At 34.1% G+C, this 18,448-nt stretch carries 15 protein-coding genes and 1 CRISPR repeat array; of the genes, 10 read left to right on the top strand and 5 right to left on the bottom strand.

Going from position 1 to position 18,448, the window contains the following annotated elements:
- The first annotated feature begins 31 nt into the window (after window positions 1–31).
- Both GJE18_RS11365 and GJE18_RS11360 read left to right on the top strand, forming a co-directional pair.
- The gene (locus GJE18_RS11365; RefSeq protein ID WP_060552040.1) at window positions 32–781 is read left to right on the top strand and encodes an ABC transporter ATP-binding protein; all 750 of its coding nucleotides are present in this window, start codon (window positions 32–34) and stop codon (window positions 779–781) included.
- Between the two features lies 1 nt (window position 782).
- The gene (locus tag GJE18_RS11360; protein ID WP_165886161.1) at window positions 783–2,606 is read left to right on the top strand and encodes an ABC transporter permease; all 1,824 of its coding nucleotides are present in this window, start codon (window positions 783–785) and stop codon (window positions 2,604–2,606) included.
- A 362-nt stretch (window positions 2,607–2,968) separates the two neighbouring features.
- Here GJE18_RS11360 and GJE18_RS11355 read toward each other — a convergent pair whose 3' ends face one another.
- Together GJE18_RS11355 and spn are read right to left on the bottom strand one after the other, a co-directional pair.
- A complete protein-coding gene (locus GJE18_RS11355; protein ID WP_107368540.1) occupies window positions 2,969–3,595 on the bottom strand; it encodes an FMN-dependent NADH-azoreductase in 627 nt (208 codons plus the stop codon).
- Between the two features lie 231 nt (window positions 3,596–3,826).
- Complete coding sequence (gene spn / locus GJE18_RS11350) at window positions 3,827–4,147, bottom strand: SPIN family peroxidase inhibitor (protein WP_060552037.1); 321 nt, start codon at window positions 4,145–4,147, stop codon at window positions 3,827–3,829.
- Window positions 4,148–4,541: 394 nt separating this feature from the next.
- On the opposite strand from spn, the gene argF reads away from it, so the two are divergent.
- Window positions 4,542–5,552, top strand: a complete 1,011-nt coding sequence (gene argF / locus GJE18_RS11345) for an ornithine carbamoyltransferase (RefSeq protein ID WP_394371699.1) — start codon at window positions 4,542–4,544, stop codon at window positions 5,550–5,552.
- A 506-nt stretch (window positions 5,553–6,058) separates the two neighbouring features.
- Entirely contained in the window at window positions 6,059–7,648 is a 1,590-nt protein-coding gene (gene mbcS, locus GJE18_RS11340; protein WP_060552035.1) for an acyl-CoA synthetase MbcS, read from the top strand.
- A gap of 423 nt (window positions 7,649–8,071) precedes the next feature.
- On the opposite strand, the gene GJE18_RS11335 is transcribed toward mbcS, so the two are convergent.
- On the bottom strand, window positions 8,072–9,733 hold the full coding sequence (locus GJE18_RS11335) for an FAD-binding dehydrogenase (protein WP_107368541.1): 1,662 nt from the start codon (window positions 9,731–9,733) through the stop codon (window positions 8,072–8,074).
- A gap of 181 nt (window positions 9,734–9,914) precedes the next feature.
- Between GJE18_RS11335 and GJE18_RS11330 the strand changes: the two genes are divergently transcribed.
- The gene (locus GJE18_RS11330) at window positions 9,915–10,052 is read left to right on the top strand and encodes a hypothetical protein (RefSeq protein ID WP_156407416.1); all 138 of its coding nucleotides are present in this window, start codon (window positions 9,915–9,917) and stop codon (window positions 10,050–10,052) included.
- 68 nt (window positions 10,053–10,120) lie between these two features.
- On the opposite strand, the gene GJE18_RS11325 is transcribed toward GJE18_RS11330, so the two are convergent.
- Window positions 10,121–10,543, bottom strand: coding sequence for an Hsp20/alpha crystallin family protein (locus tag GJE18_RS11325; protein WP_060552033.1), 423 nt, complete (start codon window positions 10,541–10,543; stop codon window positions 10,121–10,123).
- 223 nt (window positions 10,544–10,766) lie between these two features.
- Window positions 10,767–11,198: a CRISPR direct-repeat array (repeat unit 36 nt; unit sequence GTTTTAGTACTCTGTAATTTTAGGTATAAGTGAAAC).
- A 379-nt stretch (window positions 11,199–11,577) separates the two neighbouring features.
- Here GJE18_RS11325 and cas9 point away from each other — a divergent pair.
- From cas9 to GJE18_RS11300, 5 genes are read left to right on the top strand one after another with little or no spacing between them, the layout of a single operon-like run.
- Window positions 11,578–14,562, top strand: coding sequence for a type II CRISPR RNA-guided endonuclease Cas9 (gene cas9 / locus GJE18_RS11320; protein WP_165886160.1), 2,985 nt, complete (start codon window positions 11,578–11,580; stop codon window positions 14,560–14,562).
- Window positions 14,563–14,591: 29 nt separating this feature from the next.
- Window positions 14,592–14,744 (top strand): hypothetical protein, encoded by a 153-nt coding sequence (locus GJE18_RS11315; RefSeq protein ID WP_165886159.1) that lies wholly within the window; start codon window positions 14,592–14,594, stop codon window positions 14,742–14,744.
- Window positions 14,744–15,646, top strand: coding sequence for a type II CRISPR-associated endonuclease Cas1 (gene cas1, locus GJE18_RS11310; protein WP_107368970.1), 903 nt, complete (start codon window positions 14,744–14,746; stop codon window positions 15,644–15,646). Before GJE18_RS11315 ends, cas1 begins: the two co-directional genes overlap by 1 nt.
- Before the next feature lie 4 nt (window positions 15,647–15,650).
- Window positions 15,651–15,959, top strand: a complete 309-nt coding sequence (cas2, locus tag GJE18_RS11305; protein ID WP_165805128.1) for a CRISPR-associated endonuclease Cas2 — start codon at window positions 15,651–15,653, stop codon at window positions 15,957–15,959.
- A 13-nt stretch (window positions 15,960–15,972) separates the two neighbouring features.
- Window positions 15,973–16,974 carry a hypothetical protein gene (locus GJE18_RS11300; protein WP_107368969.1) on the top strand — a complete coding sequence of 334 codons (1,002 nt, stop codon included), beginning with the start codon at window positions 15,973–15,975 and terminating at the stop codon, window positions 16,972–16,974.
- An 81-nt stretch (window positions 16,975–17,055) separates the two neighbouring features.
- Here GJE18_RS11300 and GJE18_RS11295 read toward each other — a convergent pair whose 3' ends face one another.
- Window positions 17,056–18,378: an Nramp family divalent metal transporter gene (locus GJE18_RS11295; RefSeq protein WP_060552028.1), complete on the bottom strand. Its 1,323-nt coding sequence runs from the start codon at window positions 18,376–18,378 to the stop codon at window positions 17,056–17,058.
- Between the last annotated feature and the right edge of the window lie 70 nt (window positions 18,379–18,448).

The raw sequence follows: 18,448 nt of genomic DNA, 5'->3' as shown, positions 1-18,448 counted from the left end.
CTGAAGTCAAAGAAATAAGGAGGCAACCACGATGTTACTAAAAGTAAGACATCTTAAAAAAGTATATGGTAAAGGACTTAATAAAGTTACAGCATTAAATGAGATGAGCTTTGACATTCAAGAGGGTGAATTTGTAGCCATTATGGGAGAGTCGGGTTCGGGGAAATCAACATTACTCAACCTTATTGCAACATTTGATCGTCCTACTGAAGGGTCGATTTCGATTAATCAAGAAGATGTAGCTCAATTGCGAAATAAATCCATCTCACGTTTTCGTCGAGATGAATTAGGATTTGTATTTCAAGATTTTAATGTTTTGGACACAATGAGTAATAAAGATAATATTTTGATGCCTTTAGTGTTATCAAATATTAACGTGAATACGATGCAAAAGAGACTGATTCAAGTAACAGAACAACTTGGCATCCAAACGCTACTGGATAAATATCCTTACCAAGTGTCAGGAGGACAGCGTCAACGCGTGGCGATTGCACGTGCTTTAATTAATAAGCCACAACTATTGCTCGCTGACGAACCGACGGGTGCACTTGATTCTAAAACATCTCAAGAAATTATGACCATGTTTAAAGACATTAACGACCGCAAACAAACTATTTTAATGGTGACACACTCTATACAGGATGCCTCTTTTGCAAATCGCATTTTATTTATCAAAGATGGTGGGTTATATCATGAACTGTACCGTGGAGATGAGACACAACAAGCATTTCAAAAACGTATATCAGATAGTTTAGCATTATTAAATGGAAGAGGTGTCTAACATGACCCTCAAGCTTTTAATCAAACTTGTTAAACGAAACTTTGTTGCGTTAAAAACGTTATTTATCCCATTTATTTTGACAGCAAGCATGATGTTAGGATTAGAATATATTTTATTATCAATCATTAATAATGACTACATTGCACACCGTCATGAATATTTACCAGAATTGTTAATGTATATCAATGTGATTATTATGATTTTATCAGTCATTTTCATTATCTATGCCAATAGCTTTATAATGAAACGCCGTCGAAAAGAGTACGCGCTACAAATTGTGTTAGGTTTGGAGAAAAAACATTTACACATTGTGTCATTTTTAGAATTAAGTGTACAGTTTATCGTCGTGAGTATTTTGAGTATCGTTGGCGGATATTTATTTGGAAATTTACTCTTTTTATTATTAAACAAATTGATTAGTAAAACGTCGATATCCATAATGCATTACCCATTTAGTATTAAAGCGATGCTTATCACGTTAGCAATCAGTGCAGTTTTATTTAGTGTTTTATTAATGATCAATATCATTCATACAAGTACGAAAAGCCCTATTAAGTTAATGAATGAGAGTCGTGCAGGAGAGAAAAAAACACGAAAATGGATACTCATTCCTTTATGTCTCGTTGGGGCGTTATGTTTAGGATATGGATACTATTTGGCGCTGTCAGCAAAAACGATTGTGAGCTCATTTCAAACAATCTTTACAGCGATTTTCTTTGTGATGATTGGAACCTATGCATTATTTATGTCATTAAGTTTACTCTTACTACAATGGCTCCAACGCATACCTAAAATTTATTATAAACCTAAAAATTTCTTTTCAATCGCAGGTTTACTATCACGAATGAAGGTAAATGTTGTTGGTTTAGCAAGTATCACAATGTTATGTACGTTTTTAATTGTGACGATGGGCATGACCGTCACCACCTATCGTGGTTTAGAAGACCAAGTGGAACAATCATTGAAAGAAGATTATCAAATTACATTAGATGGTAATTATAATTATTCAAAAAAAGCATCAAATCGTGTCGAAGCCCTTAAAAAAGACATTGATCACCTTGCGACAGTCGATCAATATCGTATATTCGGGAATGAATTTATATCATTCCAACTGAAAGATCATACCTTTAAGGTGCCAAAAGAAGGATTTAATTTATATATGAGTGATCTAGTATATGGGGTGGTTGTCACTCAAAAAGATTACAATCAAGCGCGTCATGCGCATGTCCATTTAAAAGACAATGAAATCATCATTGATTCCGATTCCGCTATGTTTAATGGCATGAAACATGTTAAAGTTGGCGGTAAAACGTACAATGTGATTCGTACTGATAATAAAGAAATAGGCAATCAAATCGCCGCAGATTCTGCGTATATTATTGTGAAAGATGATCAAACCTTCAAAACAATTACAAAACCATTTACGCATCAAGACAGTACTGGAGGTACAAACATCGATTTTAATATCCAAGGCAATAAAAAGAGTTTTGCTAAAGCCATGGCTCATTTACAAAAGGAACATGATGTGTCTATTATGAGTAAAGACGGCATTAGAAAATCACTTTATGAATTAAATGGTGGCCTCATCTTTATGGGGATTGTCGTTTCAATTGTGCTACTCGTGGGGACGTTTTTAATGTTATATAACAAGCAAATATCTGAGGGTTATGAGGATAAACGGAATTTTGATATTATGCAAAAAGTTGGTTTAGATTATCGCTTAATCAAACAAACCATTCATCAACAAATTATGTGGGTTTTTGTATTACCTATTCTAGTCGCGTTGATTCACACACTTTTTGCAGGTAAAATTAAGGTGTTTTAGGTATTAAAGACTTATCACTCTTCTTAAGTAGTTATGTCGGTGTCACATTCATTGTGGTGCTTGTTTACGGATTTATGTATTGGATTACTTCCACAATATATTACAAAATTGTTCAATTGAAATAAAGATTATTATTTTTTCGTAGATTGTCACTTCGCAACTGCAATATTAATGTGACGACTTGATGAAGCACTTTTAATTTTAACCAAGTTAAACTATGAATGATCGTATGCTATTATGTAAAAGTATTGAATAGGTCACGTTGTATACAGCTAATATAACTATAGCCTTCAGAACTCATGACAGACTGAGTTTTGAAGGCTTTTTTTGACCAATCGCTGGCCTTAAATTTAGAGGCGTTTTTAGAATGTTTCTCCCAATGATTGTGCTTTTAAAATGGCAGCTGCTTTAATTTCTTCGCTACGTTCAGGATCTTTATTGTGACCTTCAATAATAACCGTATCATATGATGGTACGCCAAAGAATCCCATCATCGCTTTAATGTAGCTGTCGCCATGTTCCAATGCATTCGCTGGTGCTTCTGTATAATAACCACCACGTGATTGAATGTGTAATGCTTTTTTATTTGTTAATAGTCCAACAGGGCCATTAGATGTGTATTTAAATGTTTGGCCAGCAACAGCCACAGCATCAATATATGCTTTTACGACTGGTGGAAATGATAAGTTCCACATTGGTGTAACAAAGACGTATTTATCAGCATTTACAAACTGTTCTAATATCTCATTTAAACGTGTCACTTTTGTTTCTTCTTCTGCAGTTAAAACGTCGCCATTTTGTAGCTTACCCCATGCAGAGAAGACATCACCATCAATATAGGGTACATACTCTTTGAATAGGTCTACATGCACAATTTCATCATCTGGATGATGCGCTTCATACGATTTAATAAAGGCTTGACCTGCTGCCATAGAATTAGAGACCAACTCGTCTAAAGGGTGAGCTGTAATAAATAATAATTTTGCCATTGTTCGTTCGCTTCCTTTTCTGTTTTATCATTTAAGTTTTTATCTACAGCCCATATTGTACCAAGTATACAAAATATATCAACAATAAATTTCGAATTCGTAATAAATCAGACTAATGGCCGATGCGATTGGGTGTAATCGGTTTAAAAAAAGATAATTATAAACAAAACAGAGCGCCATGACAGGGTCATGACGCAGATTTGAAGTTAGACATATATTGATATGGTTAGATTATTTTTTTAATAAATAATCGTATTTAGATGTATCTAATCCTTGTGCTTTTGCAGCTTTGAGAAAATCTTTAGCAGATTTGTATCCTAATAATTTGAAGTAAGCTCTGATGCTAGCTTTTGTTTTTTTGTCAGTTTTTTTGTCTAAAAGGACACCAACATAATCAACTTCATGTTCTAAAATGCGTGAATCGTCATGTAATACAATACCGCCTTTAGAAAATACAGATGCCTCCGCTTGCTGATGTGGCACTGCCGCAAAAATACCAGTGGCTAAAACTCCTGTTGTAACTGCAGATAAAATAATTTTATTAAGATTCATTTTGAATCACTCCTAGTTATTTGATGTATTAACTGTATCATAAATTTTTTGAAAATTGTTTTTATTTAATCATTCTTAAGATGATTTAAGTACGCGTTAAAAGTATTGAATCTGGATTTAATATAACTTTGGAACGAAAATATTTAAGAGGGGTGGGGAGTCTGAAGGGAGAGGGCGGTTAGACTGTCGCACGTATAATATGTTGATCTCATTACGCCTATTAGGACATACTGTCCGCTGTTTTGACATGCATACTAATGTTTTTTTACGCAAATATGTAATGTTTCTTTAACTTTAAAGACATAGGGTATATGTGTTTATGTATAGATGCCGACAACGGATGATATCGGCGTTTTGTGTATCTTAATAAGATGTCAATATGGAGGGATATGATATTTTGAATGAGATGAAAACGATGGATTTGAAAGGGCGATCTTTAATAAAAGATACAGATTTTACGCAAGCGTTATTTAATGAACTTATAGACAATGCAATAAAATTAAAAAAAGATAAAGCGTTAGGTGTCATGCATCATGAACTACAAGGTAAAAATATCGCATTATTATTTGATAAACCTTCAATGCGCACACGTGCCGCGTTTGTATGTGCAGCGACAGAACTTGGCGCACATGCTGAGTTTTTAAGTGATTCGGATATTAAAATTGGTGAAAAAGACACCATTGAAGATACAGCGATTGTTTTAAGCCGTTATTTCGATGGCATTCAATATCGTCATTCATCGCAACAACGTATAGAAACATTTGCTCAATACGCGGACGTACCTGTGTGGAATGGTATGACGGATGACTGGCATCCTACACAAATGTTGGCAGATTTTATGACAATCAAAGAACACTTTGGACACTTAGAAGGAGTAACATTAACGTATTTAGGAGATGGTCGTAATAATATGGCCCATTCATTAATGATGTCTGGCGCAATTTGTGGATTACATATACGCATTTGTGCACCCGAAACATTGCAACCAGATGTATACGTCTTAAAACAAGCAATCGCAAGTGCTAAGCAGTCCAATGGGTCGATAGAAGTGACTACAAATATTGATGAAGCAGTGAGAGGTGCAGACATCTTGTATACCGATACGTGGGCATCTAAAGGTGAAGAAAGCGCAATTGCATCTCGAATTGCGTTATTAAAAGATTTTCAAGTTAATCAGGAATTAATGGCGAAGACGGGTCAACGCCATACAATGTTTTTTCATTGCCTACCTGCGATTCATAATACGGAAACAGAATTTGGTCAAATGATATATGAAAAATTTGGATTAACGGCTTTAGAAGTGACAGATGATGTGTTTAAAAGTAAACAATGTAAATCTTTTGAGCAAACTGAAAATAAACTTCATACCTTGAAAGCATTGATGATTGCTACGATAGCAGGATAAAAGTTGAAAATCTGTTGGCGCATATTTTGACTTATACAGTCGATACTGGTATAGTATCAGTGAATTTAAATTGAAAAAAGGTTGTATGCGGTCACATACAACCCGACAGGCCATTCATGGCTTACCATTCAGTTCATACCATTCAACGATTGTTGAATGGTTATTTTTTTTGCTGTGTCACAAGTACAAGACTCATGACGGTGAATACAATCATCAACATTTGATAATCGGTCATTAAATTTTACCCCTTTTCTGTTTGTGTTCTATAAGCATCACCCCGTTTTGTTTTAATCCTACACCATTGACCTGTCTAAATGTATACTAACATAATACGAACGTATGTTCTACTTTTTCGAATAACTTTTTTATTTCGTTATGACCTATCAACGTAATCGGACATGAACTAGTACCTGGTGTCAACTCTTTTTACGCTATAAGTGTAAATATTTTGATGGGCCTGAGCCCTTTGATAACATGAGTTCAGTAAGTAGAAAGGAAGTTAAAATATGAAGAATACAGAGCTTGTTGCACCAGAACGTTACAACATTGTTGATGAAATTGAAAAACATGCACAAACTGCGCATAAACTCGCATTAATTTATGAAAATGGCTTTAATCCACCAGTGAAAGTGACATATGAAACATTGATGCATCATGCGAATCAAGTCGCGCATGTATTGCAGCAATATGGGTTGCAAAAAGGGGACCGAGTGCTCATCATGCTGCCAAGAGCGATTGAAACATATGAAGTATACATCGCAGCGCTAAAAATGGGTTTAACGGTTATCCCAAGTTCTGAAATGCTACGTACTAAAGACTTGCAATACCGTATTAGTCACGCGAGCGTTAAAGCAGTGATTACGATGCCCGACTATATCCAAGAATTTGAAAAAGCAATGGAATATGAAACCTTAATCAAAATGCTAGTTACAGGACAACATGCACAATGGATATCTATTGCATCTGAGAAACCTCAATATCCAACATATTTTGAAAAACAATCAACACATCGCGATGATTTGGCAATTTTGTCGTATACATCAGGCACGACCGGTAACCCTAAAGCCGTGATGCATACACATGGATGGGGGTATGCGCATATGCGTTTAGCGCCAAAACAATGGTTGAATATAGAGGAAGATGATCTCGTATGGGCAACAGCAGCCCCTGGGTGGCAAAAATGGATATGGAGTCCATTTCTTTCAATTATGGGATCTGGTGCCACCGCTTTTGTATATAATGGTAAATTTAAAGCTTCACGTTATTTGGAATTGTTACAAGACTTCAAAATTAATGTGTTATGCTGTACACCAACCGAATACCGTATGATGGCAAAACTACAAAATTTAACAGATTATGATTTGTCTCATTTGAAAAGTGCAGTTTCTGCAGGCGAACCGCTCAATAAAGATGTGGTTAATCAATTTGAAGCACACTTTAATTTGACGGTGCGCGATGGCTATGGTCAAACCGAAAGTACATTGCTTATCGGCTTTTTAGAAAATACACCTAAACGCCCTGGTGCAATGGGTAAAGCTATTCCAGGTACAGGGGTGACGATTGTTGATGATGAAGGTAATGAACTGGGGAGCAACGAAGAAGGCAACATCGCCGTTCCATTATCTTTACCAGCGTTGTTCAAGGGGTATTTTAATGACCATGAACGAACGGAGGAAGCGCGTTTAGCGGGATATCATATTACCGGTGATTTGGCACAGAAAGACGAAGATGGGTATTTTTGGTTTGAAGGACGTAAAGATGACATTATCATTAGTTCGGGCTATACCATTGGTCCATTTGAAGTTGAAGATGCGCTTACGCATCATGAAGCTGTAAAAGAATGTGCCGTCGTTGCAAGTCCTCATGCTGATAGAGGACATATCGTAAAAGCGTTTGTCATTTTACAAGAGGGGATTGAAGGAGATGATGTCCTCATACAACAAATGCAACAATTTGTGAAAGAAAGTGTCGCACCGTACAAATATCCACGAGCTATAGAATTTGTAGATACTTTGCCAAAAACGAACTCTGGAAAAATTCGTCGCATCGAATTGCGTCAAGCTGAACAAAGAAAATTTGCGAGAGACGAAACATAAAATAATGATATGAGACGATCATAGTGTGTTAGTTTCGTTAATATAAATTGTATTCAAAAAGCCTTCACCGTTATAAAAAAGACGTTGAAGGCAATTTTTGTGAATCTTAATATCGCTCACAGTATTATATTAGGAATAAAGATATGAAAGCGTAAATTAATGCGCATACATTAATGGTAGTTAAACTCGCATATAGCACATCATATTTATAGCATTTAATGATTCCAATAAGTGTAATGATGAATGAAAGGCAAATCCAAGCACAAATCAATAATGCATATGTAGCCAATATGGTAGGTAGAATGAGCGTACATATACACATACAAGTTGATATAAACGTGAATGAGAGGGCCAAACATTTATACAATGTCCCCATGATGTAAACTCCTAAAATATATTTCGCCTTATTATAACATATTTATATTATGTTGGGGTGCTTTTGTGAATTCCTTCAGCCGCGCGTAAACCACTAAAAATACAGCCACCTAAAAATGTTCCTTCTAATGCACGATACCCGTGAACGCCGCCACCACCAAATCCTGATGCTTCACCTGCCGCATATAGACCTTTGATGTGCTCACGATGATGATTAAACGCTTGACCGTCTAGGTCGGTTTGAATACCACCCAATGTTTTACGACTAATAATATGTAGTTTCACCGCGATTAGTTTGCCGTTTTTACCACTTAATATCGGATGTGGTTTCGCCGTACGAATCAATTTATCACCTAGAAAGTGTCGAGCATTACGTATAAATGTAACTTGTGGATCTTTGCTAAATACATTTCTAATTTGTAAGTCACGTGCTTCAATTTCATGTTTGACATGATCGTGATCGATTAAATTTTCTCCAGTTAAAGCGTTCATTTTTTCAACTAACGATTTTAAATCATCGGCCATCACAAAATCAGCGCCTTTATTTAAAAAAGCTTGAACAGGACCGGTTGCTTTTTTACCGAGCCGTTCTTTAATCACGTGTTGAATCGCTTTATTTGTTAAATCAGGGTTTTGTTCTGAACCGGAGAGTACAAATTCCTTTTTTACAATATCTTCTGTAAGGATAAACCATGAATAATCATAGCCTGATTTCATAATGGTTTCGAGCGTGTGCAACGTATCAAATCCAGGATAGTCCGGTGCTTCCATACGTATTCCTGTCGCGGTAAACCACATGGAGGAAGGACCGGGAATAATACGAATGCCGTGTTTATTCCAAATAGGACTATGATTTTGAATGCCTTCAGTATAATGCCACATACGATCTTTATTCACGAGATTGACACCAGCATTTTCGCTAATTTCAAGCATCTTACCATCGGTCGAATCAGGAACACCTTGTATCATTGTTTTCGGGGCAGCACCTAGGCGTTGTGGCCAATTTTGTCGAATCAATGCTTCATTTGCGCCAATGCCACCTGTTGTAATCAAGAGGTAAGACACCTCAAATTGAAAAGTATCGACTACTTTACGTGAAGACGGCGCGCCAATTGGGACATCGCTTTGTTCGAGTATATTGCCAGAGATACTTTTAATAGCGTCGCCTACAATTTTAATGTCGGTCACTTGATGTCGCGGTAAAAATGTAAACTGACCAGACGCTTCATATTTCTTAACAAACGCGATAAAAGGGTTTACCAGACCTGGTCCTGTCCCCCAAGTGATGTGAAAACGTGGCACAGAATTACCATGACCAGAAGCGGAATGTCCACCACGTTCCGCCCAACCAAGTATCGGTGTCAATGTGATGCCCATGTCTTTTAAATATGTTTCTTTCTCATAAGTCGCAAAATGTACATAAGCTTTAGCCCACTGATACGCCCAGTAATCATCTTCCTGTAAGCGATCAAACCCTGCTGATCCTAACCAATCACTGAGTGCTAAGTCATAACTATCTTTAACGCCCAAACGTCGCTGAACTTTAGAATTCACTAAGAAAAGACCACCAAATGACCAATACGCTTGTCCTCCCATTGCTTGAGGAGGTTCTTGATCTATCAATGTGACACGGTGCCCACGCTTTAACAACTCCGTCGCAGCAACTAGTCCGCTTAAACCAGCACCAATAATATGAATATGTTTTTGCATAACGTCACCCCGATCTTTGTATTATCTTCAGTATCCCATATCAACAAGATAAGATTCAAAAGTTAACCCCCATTCGTAAATATAAAATTCTGACAAAATTCATTAAAACTTTAAATAAAAATCACATCGTGTTCATACATCAATGGTAGTATAGCGATAATTAATAAAAAGGAGTTTGCAAATGAAAAAAGGGAAACAGGTTCAATGGATGCATAAAGTGATAGTTGGCACAGCTTTATTTGTTTTAGGCAGTTCGCTCGTAGTAGGGGCATTTGAAAATGTACATATCGTTCCTGAGAAAGTGCATGAAGTGCGTTAAAGTTATGTTAATGTAAACACATAAAAAACGCAGAAGCAAGAGGGGGCGCTTCTGCGAAAAAGTATCTATTAATTTATAGGAATTCGAGACGGTGATGTCTCAGAATGTTGCGTTTTAGGTAGCGTAATTTCAAGCACACCATTGTCATAAGATGCGTGAATATTGTCTCGTTCAACGTTATTGAATGTGAATTGACGTTTCACACTTGAAGTACGACGTTCACGATGTACAATAACGCCATCTTCATTTTCTTTTTCATTATTTTCAGTGTGAGCTGCAGCTATAGTTAAAATGTTGTGGTCAAAATCAACGTGAATGTCTGATTTTGCCATACCTGGAAGTTCAGCGCTTACAACATATGCATCTTCACGTTCAGAAATATCTGTTTTAAAAGCTTGAGATTGCATTAAACCTTGCCCAAAATCTTTAAAAAGATCACTGGGATTCATATCAAAAATAGAATGATTAAATGGTTTTAATTGGAATGCCATAAAGCATCGCTCCTTCATATTTTAGAATGTCGCAAATATCAAGAAACTGAAATGGTAAAGATCACATCTAATCCTTTACAATCTTATTATACGACAAAGGTCAAAAATAGTCAAGGTCAAAGTATTGTGGTGGATGTAAATTAAAATTTATCCAAAATACGTAAAGATCAGTGATATCAATGGATTAGACAAACTTAAAAGTTATAGTATACTGTAGCTAGAGGTTTTAGTACTCTGTAATTTTAGGTATAAGTGAAACATATTCTTGTTTAAAGGGTTGGATAATCCAGTTTTAGTACTCTGTAATTTTAGGTATAAGTGAAACATCCACCGACAATGATGTCGCATTTCCCTCGTTTTAGTACTCTGTAATTTTAGGTATAAGTGAAACTAACGATGACCGCACTATGACACTGATTTAGTTTTAGTACTCTGTAATTTTAGGTATAAGTGAAACGGACAATAAACCTGAGCCACTAACAGCACTGTTTTAGTACTCTGTAATTTTAGGTATAAGTGAAACCAATTATGACCAATTATCGAAAGAAACGGGGTTTTAGTACTCTGTAATTTTAGGTATAAGTGAAACACTCTTCAGTGTCAAGGTAACGATAGAATAGTTTTAGTACTCTGTAATTTTAGGTATAAGTGAAACCCAAAAGAATCGGCGTTGTGGCGCAGAAATTTTTAGTACTCTGTAATTTTAGGTGTTTTTATAAATGTGCTATTTATGAAATATCTATATAAGCGATCCATTTATTTTAGCGATAACCTCATAAAATTGTTTAACTCAATGAAATAAATGTTATTTAGGTGGAAGTTATAACACTCACTCTATAAAAAATATCAGAAAATTCTTGACTCAAATGGATCTTATGATAAAATAAATTTACAAGTACTTATTTGTGCTTATACCTAAAATTACAGAATCTACTAAAACAAGACTATATGTCGTGTTTATCCCACTAATTTATTAGTGGGAATTTTTTTGTTCTTCTTTTATAATAGTATTTAAAAGGGAGGGCAATGTATAAATGAATAATTATATACTAGGACTCGATATAGGTATTACCTCAGTGGGATACGGTATTGTAGATAGTGATACGCGTGAAATTAAAGATGCTGGGGTACGATTGTTTCCAGAAGCGAATGTAGATAATAATGAAGGAAGACGTAGTAAAAGGGGAGCGCGACGTTTAAAAAGAAGACGAATTCATAGACTTGATAGAGTGAAACATTTACTTGCGGAATATAATTTGTTGGATTTAACAAACATTCCTAAAAGTACGAACCCTTACCAAATAAGAGTTAAAGGTCTTAATGAAAAGCTAAGTAAAGATGAACTGGTTATCGCATTATTACATATTGCTAAGCGTCGTGGCATCCATAATGTCAATGTAATGATGGATGATAATGATAGTGGCAACGAGCTGTCTACAAAGGACCAATTAAAAAAGAATGCTAAAGCGTTATCAGATAAATATGTGTGTGAATTACAACTTGAACGATTTGAACAGGATTATAAAGTCCGTGGTGAGAAAAACAGGTTTAAGACAGAAGATTTCGTTAGAGAAGCACGTAAACTTTTAGAAACACAATCAAAGTTTTTTGAAATTGATCAAACATTTATAATGCGTTATATTGATTTGGTTGAAACGAGACGTGAATATTTTGAAGGACCTGGCAAAGGAAGTCCGTTTGGTTGGGAAGGTAATATTAAAAAGTGGTTTGAACAAATGATGGGGCACTGTACATATTTCCCTGAAGAACTTCGTAGTGTTAAATATGCATATAGTGCAGAACTTTTCAATGCGTTAAATGATTTAAATAATTTAGTAATCACGCGTGATGAAGAAGCCAAACTTAATTACGGTGAAAAATTTCAGATTATTGAAAATGTTTTTAAACAAAAGAAAACACCGAATTTAAAACAAATTGCTAAAGAAATTGGTGTAAGTGAAACGGATATTAAAGGATATCGTGTTAATAAATCGGGTAAACCCGAATTTACTCAATTCAAGCTATATCATGATTTGAAAAATATTTTTGAAGATTCAAAGTACTTAAATGACGTACAATTAATGGATAATATTGCTGAAATAATTACTATATACCAAGACCCAGAGAGTATTATAAAAGAACTTAATCAATTACCGGAATTGCTTTCTGAAAAAGAAAAAGAAAAGATTAGTGCGCTTTCTGGATATGCTGGCACACACCGATTATCTTTGAAGTGTATCAACCTGCTTTTAGATGATTTATGGGAAAGTTCTTTAAATCAAATGGAACTCTTTACAAAGTTGAATTTAAAACCTAAAAAGATAGACTTAAGCCAACAACATAAAATACCTATAAAACTTGTAGATGATTTTATTTTATCTCCTGTTGTAAAACGTGCCTTCATTCAGTCTATTCAAGTCGTAAATGCCATAATCGATAAGTATGGATTACCTGAAGATATAATTATAGAACTTGCAAGAGAAAATAACAGTGATGATAGAAGAAAATTTTTAAATCAACTTCAAAAACAAAATGCAGAAACCCGAAAACAAGTTGAAAAGGTGTTAAGAGAGTATGGTAATGATAATGCTAAAAGAATTGTTCAAAAAATTAAACTTCATAATATGCAAGAAGGTAAGTGTTTATATTCTTTAAAAGATATTCCTCTTGAAGATTTATTAAAAAATCCTAATCACTATGAGGTCGATCATATCATACCGCGTTCGGTAGCTTTTGATAACTCTATGCATAATAAAGTGTTAGTAAGAGCTGAAGAAAATAGTAAAAAAGGTAATAGAACACCGTATCAGTATTTAAATTCAAGTGAATCTTCATTATCATATAATGAATTTAAGCAACATATTTTAAATTTAAGTAAAACAAAAGATCGTATTACTAAAAAGAAAAGAGAGTATCTTTTAGAAGAACGTGACATTAATAAATATGATGTGCAAAAAGAGTTTATTAATCGTAATTTAGTAGATACGCGTTATGCGACAAGAGAATTGACAAGTCTTTTAAAAGCATATTTTAGTGCCAATAATTTGGATGTTAAAGTTAAAACAATCAATGGTAGTTTTACCAATTATTTAAGAAAAGTGTGGAAGTTTGATAAAGATAGAAATAAAGGATATAAACATCATGCAGAAGATGCATTGATCATTGCTAATGCGGATTTTCTGTTTAAACATAACAAAAAGCTTCGTAACATTAATAAAGTATTAGATGCTCCTAGTAAAGAAGTCGACAAAAAAAGAGTGACTGTGCAAAGTGAAGATGAATATAACCAAATGTTTGAAGATACTCAAAAGGCACAGGCCATTAAAAAGTTTGAAATTCGTAAATTTTCTCATCGCGTAGATAAGAAACCTAACCGTCAACTAATTAAAGATACTTTATACTCTACAAGAAATATAGATGGTATTGAATATGTAGTTGAAAGTATTAAAGATATATACTCTGTTAATAATGATAAGGTAAAAACAAAATTCAAAAAAGATCCCCATAGACTTTTAATGTACAGAAACGATCCTCAAACATTTGAAAAGTTTGAAAAAGTATTTAAACAATATGAAAGTGAAAAAAATCCATTTGCTAAATACTATGAAGAGACAGGTGAGAAGATTAGAAAATTTTCTAAGACGGGTCAAGGCCCTTACATTAATAAAATAAAATACCTTAGAGAAAGATTAGGTAGACATTGTGATGTAACAAATAAATATATAAATAGTAGAAATAAAATTGTCCAATTAAAAATTTATTCTTATAGATTTGATATTTACCAATATGGAAATAATTACAAAATGATTACGATTAGTTATATAGATTTAGAACAAAAATCTAATTATTATTATATTTCGAGAGAAAAATATGAACAAAAAAAGAAAGATAAACAAATAGATGATAGTTACAAGTTCATCGGAAGTTTTTATAAAAACGATATAATTAATTATAATGGTGAAATGTATAGAGTGATTGGTGTAAATGATTCTGAAAAAATAAAATTCAGCTTGATATGATTGACATATCTATTAAAGATTATATGGAATTGAATAATATTAAAAAAACTGGTGTTATATACAAAACCATCGGTAAATCAACGACGCATATTGAAAAATATACCACTGACATATTAGGTAATTTGTATAAAGCTGCTCCACCTAAAAAGCCGCAACTCATTTTTAAACGAGGTATGGAATAATGTCGTGGAGAATTGTGTATGCTTCAGATGTTAGTAAGATGTCTTTGAACTTAAATAGTTTGAAAGTCACAAAAGGGGATTTGGAGGTTAAAATCCCCTTGAGTGATATTTTTGCAGTGGTGATTGAAGATTTAACGGTGACACTTACAGCAAGGTTGTTAGTCGAATTGTCGGATTACAATATTTTAGTGATTTTATGTAATCAAAAGCATTTACCTGAATGTATGTTACAACCAATATCAGGTCATTATAGTCAGTATGGTCAAATGAAAGAGCAACTATCATGGGGACAATCTGAAAAAGATGCCTTATGGAAAATGATTGTTCAACAAAAGATCAAAAATCAAGTTGCATGTATGGAACATAATGGTATTGATAAAGAAAGAACTGAAAAAATGTTACAACTCAAATCTTTAGTTAAATTATTTGATCGTGAAAATATAGAGGGGCAGGCGGCTAAATACTACTTCAATAGCTTCTTTACCAATTTTACAAGAGATAACGATGATTTATTGGAAAATGCTGTATTAAATTATGGATACACTATTTTAAATTCAGCGATTGCACGTACGATTGTTGCTAAGGGATTAATGCCTGCTATGGGGATACACCACATTGGTGGACGTAATCATTTTAATTTAGCATCGGACTTAATTGAACCGTTTCGACCAATTGTAGATTTATATTTATTAAAAAATCCACCTGATGATTTTATGACTAAACAGTATCGATTAAATTTAGTGAATTTATTACATGCTCGTGTGTATATTGATGGTAAAATGCAAACAGTTATACGAGCGATTGATATCATGGTTCAATCGATAATCGAATATTTTCGAGAAGGACAACCTCATTTAATTAAATTTCCTGAGCTTCGCAAATACGAGTTTTATGAGTTATAGATTTATGCGTGTCATTTTGATGTTCGATTTGCCAGTGGAAACTAAGCAACAAAGGCGCATTTATAGTAAGTTCAGGAAAAGATTACTCGAAAATGGTTTTTTAATGATGCAGTATTCAATATATATAAAGAGTGTTGCTAATAAAGATGCGGCACATTTTAGTGTTAATCAAGTAAAGCAGTTTTTGCCATCAGACGGTCATGTACGTGTTTTAATCATTACTGAAAAGCAATATGAAAAAATGCAAATATTATTAGGTGAAGAGGATCAAAACATCGCATTATTAGGTGATAATCGGACGATATTGTTCTAGGAGGACAGAACCGATGAATGAAATGATTTGGGACATTAAGTGTAATGATTTAGACCGGGTATCTTTAAATATCGGTCATTATACTTCAATTTATAATGAACATGACACTAAAGAAGAGGACATCCTTCAAGTCATTAATGATTATTTTCAAAAGAGGAATTCTAATAAAAATGAAGTCATTATCTTTGATGATATGAATCAAGAAACGGTGTCTTATGCTTCCTATCAAAGTTGGATACTAAATCACGAATTAGTAGAAAGAGAACATGGATTGGCTAGTAATGCTATTTTAACAAAAAAGATTTTAAGGAATTTAGGAAATCATATAGAAATTGGTAGTTATTTCAATTCTATCAATGCATTACACGAGGATGTTTTGTCATTGATTAAAAGTGAATTGCCTATTTGTATAAAAAAGTTTGATTTTAAAGCCTTTATAAAATTATTGGAATTTCATTATGAAATTTGTGAAGATTATGATCGATTAATAGTGAGGCTTGAGAAAATCCTGCCTATTTTAGTTGAAGAAATGAATGCAATATCGGGTCAAAAAACACTATTGATTTATTTTTATCCGGAAGCGAATTTGAGCCCTAAAGAACAAGTACGTTTTCGCAAATGTTTGGAAAATTTAGCGGTTCCTATAATAGTTTTAACTGGTTCAATGCATTTTTTAAGTAATGAATTAGAACATAATAACTATTTAAGAAATGGGGAACAGATGTTAACATCTAGTTTTATTAATCAGCTATGTTGGGATGCACCTTTAAATTTCAATGAGACTGACATAAAACAAAGTTTGAATCAGTTTATACACTTGTATCAAGAAAAATTAGAATTACTGCCAACTGTTACCAATTATAAATTAGGCGATATTATGCTTTTTGAACCTATTGATTTATATGTGGGTATTACTTATTTGAATCATATCGGTCAGTGTTTTGAATTAGACATTAAATATGATTTATTAAATATGCCTTTACAGAAATATGTTAAAAGTTTTGAAAAAAGTTAGATTTAGTAAATGGTATGAAGCGCCATCAAAGTTCATTTAAAAGTGGATTTTGATGGCGCTTTATAATGTTTAAATCTATTGTTATACAATCTCCGTGAGGGTACTAATAATTAAATAAATGTTTAATAAGCATAAGATAATCGTTAAAATCCATCCAATGATGTTGACTAATTTTGTATTAACGAAAGGCGCTCCCATGATGCCCTTGTTGTTCGTTGCTACGATGAGTGGGATGATGCTGAGAGGTAAAGCAATGCTTAAAAATACTTGTGTAAATATAAGTAAATCTTCTATACGTTGGGTGTCAGCGCCATAAATCAGCAAGCATACAAAAACTGGCAAAATGGCAACTAACCGTGTAATGACTCTACGTACCCAAGGTTTCATTTTCAAATGGATAAAGCCTTCCATGACAATTTGACCTGACAATGTGCCAGTGATGGTAGCGTTTTGTCCTGCCGCAAGTAAAGCCACCGCAAATAATGTACTTGTCACACCGCCACCAATGGCATTCGCAACATGTGATGTTTTTAAGGCATCATATAATTCATAAAAACGCCCAAGCTCCTGGCTCGTACCATAAAATAATGCTGCACCTAATATTAACAATAAACAATTCACCACAAAGGCCACAGACAATTGAATATTGGAGTCTATTTGTGCAAAATGAATCGCTGCTTTTTTAGAGGCATCATTTTGTCTATCGTATGTTCTTGATTGCACAATAGAGGAGTGCAAATACAAATTGTGTGGCATTATCGTTGCGCCAATAATCCCTAATGACATGTAGAGTATTCCGTTGTTAGTAACAATATCTTGGTGAGGAATAAACCCTTGTAATAATGCTGCGGTACCGGGCTTTGCCATATACACTTCAAATAAGAAAATAATGAAAATCGTAAATATGAGTACGCCGACGATAGCCTCAATTTTTCGGAAACCAAATTTCATAATTAGTAATAATAAGAATACATCCACAATGGTAATCGTAGCACCTATAATAAGCGGAATATGAAATAATAAATTCAACGCGATTGTACTGCCAATTACTTCAGCGATGTCAGTAGCAATGATGGCAAGTTCCGCGATGATCCATGCGACTATCGCATATTTTTTCGAAATCATTTTCCGAGTAACCTGCGCTAAATCCATGTCGCTCGCAATCCCTAAGCGTGCGCTCATAGATTGTAAAAACATAGCACTTAAGCTAGAAATTAAGATGACAAATAATAAGATATAGCCATAGCTTGCGCCACCACCCATGGAGGTAATCCAATTGCCCGGGTCCATGTAACCGACAGCCACTAACAATCCAGGGCCTATAAATTTAGATAATCTTGAAAAATAAGAACCCTGTTCTTTAAAACTGACTGTATTGTTGATTTCTTCCAGACTTTTGCTCATCTTAAGCACCTCCATACAATAATTTTAGGTTAACCTAACAAAGTTATTATACAATAATTCATAAAGGTGT

The organism is Staphylococcus agnetis (genome assembly GCF_011466855.1).
Classification (GTDB): domain Bacteria; phylum Bacillota; class Bacilli; order Staphylococcales; family Staphylococcaceae; genus Staphylococcus; species Staphylococcus agnetis.
Note: the sequence above shows the minus strand (reverse complement) of the source record. Positions and strands in the feature narration are given on the sequence as shown.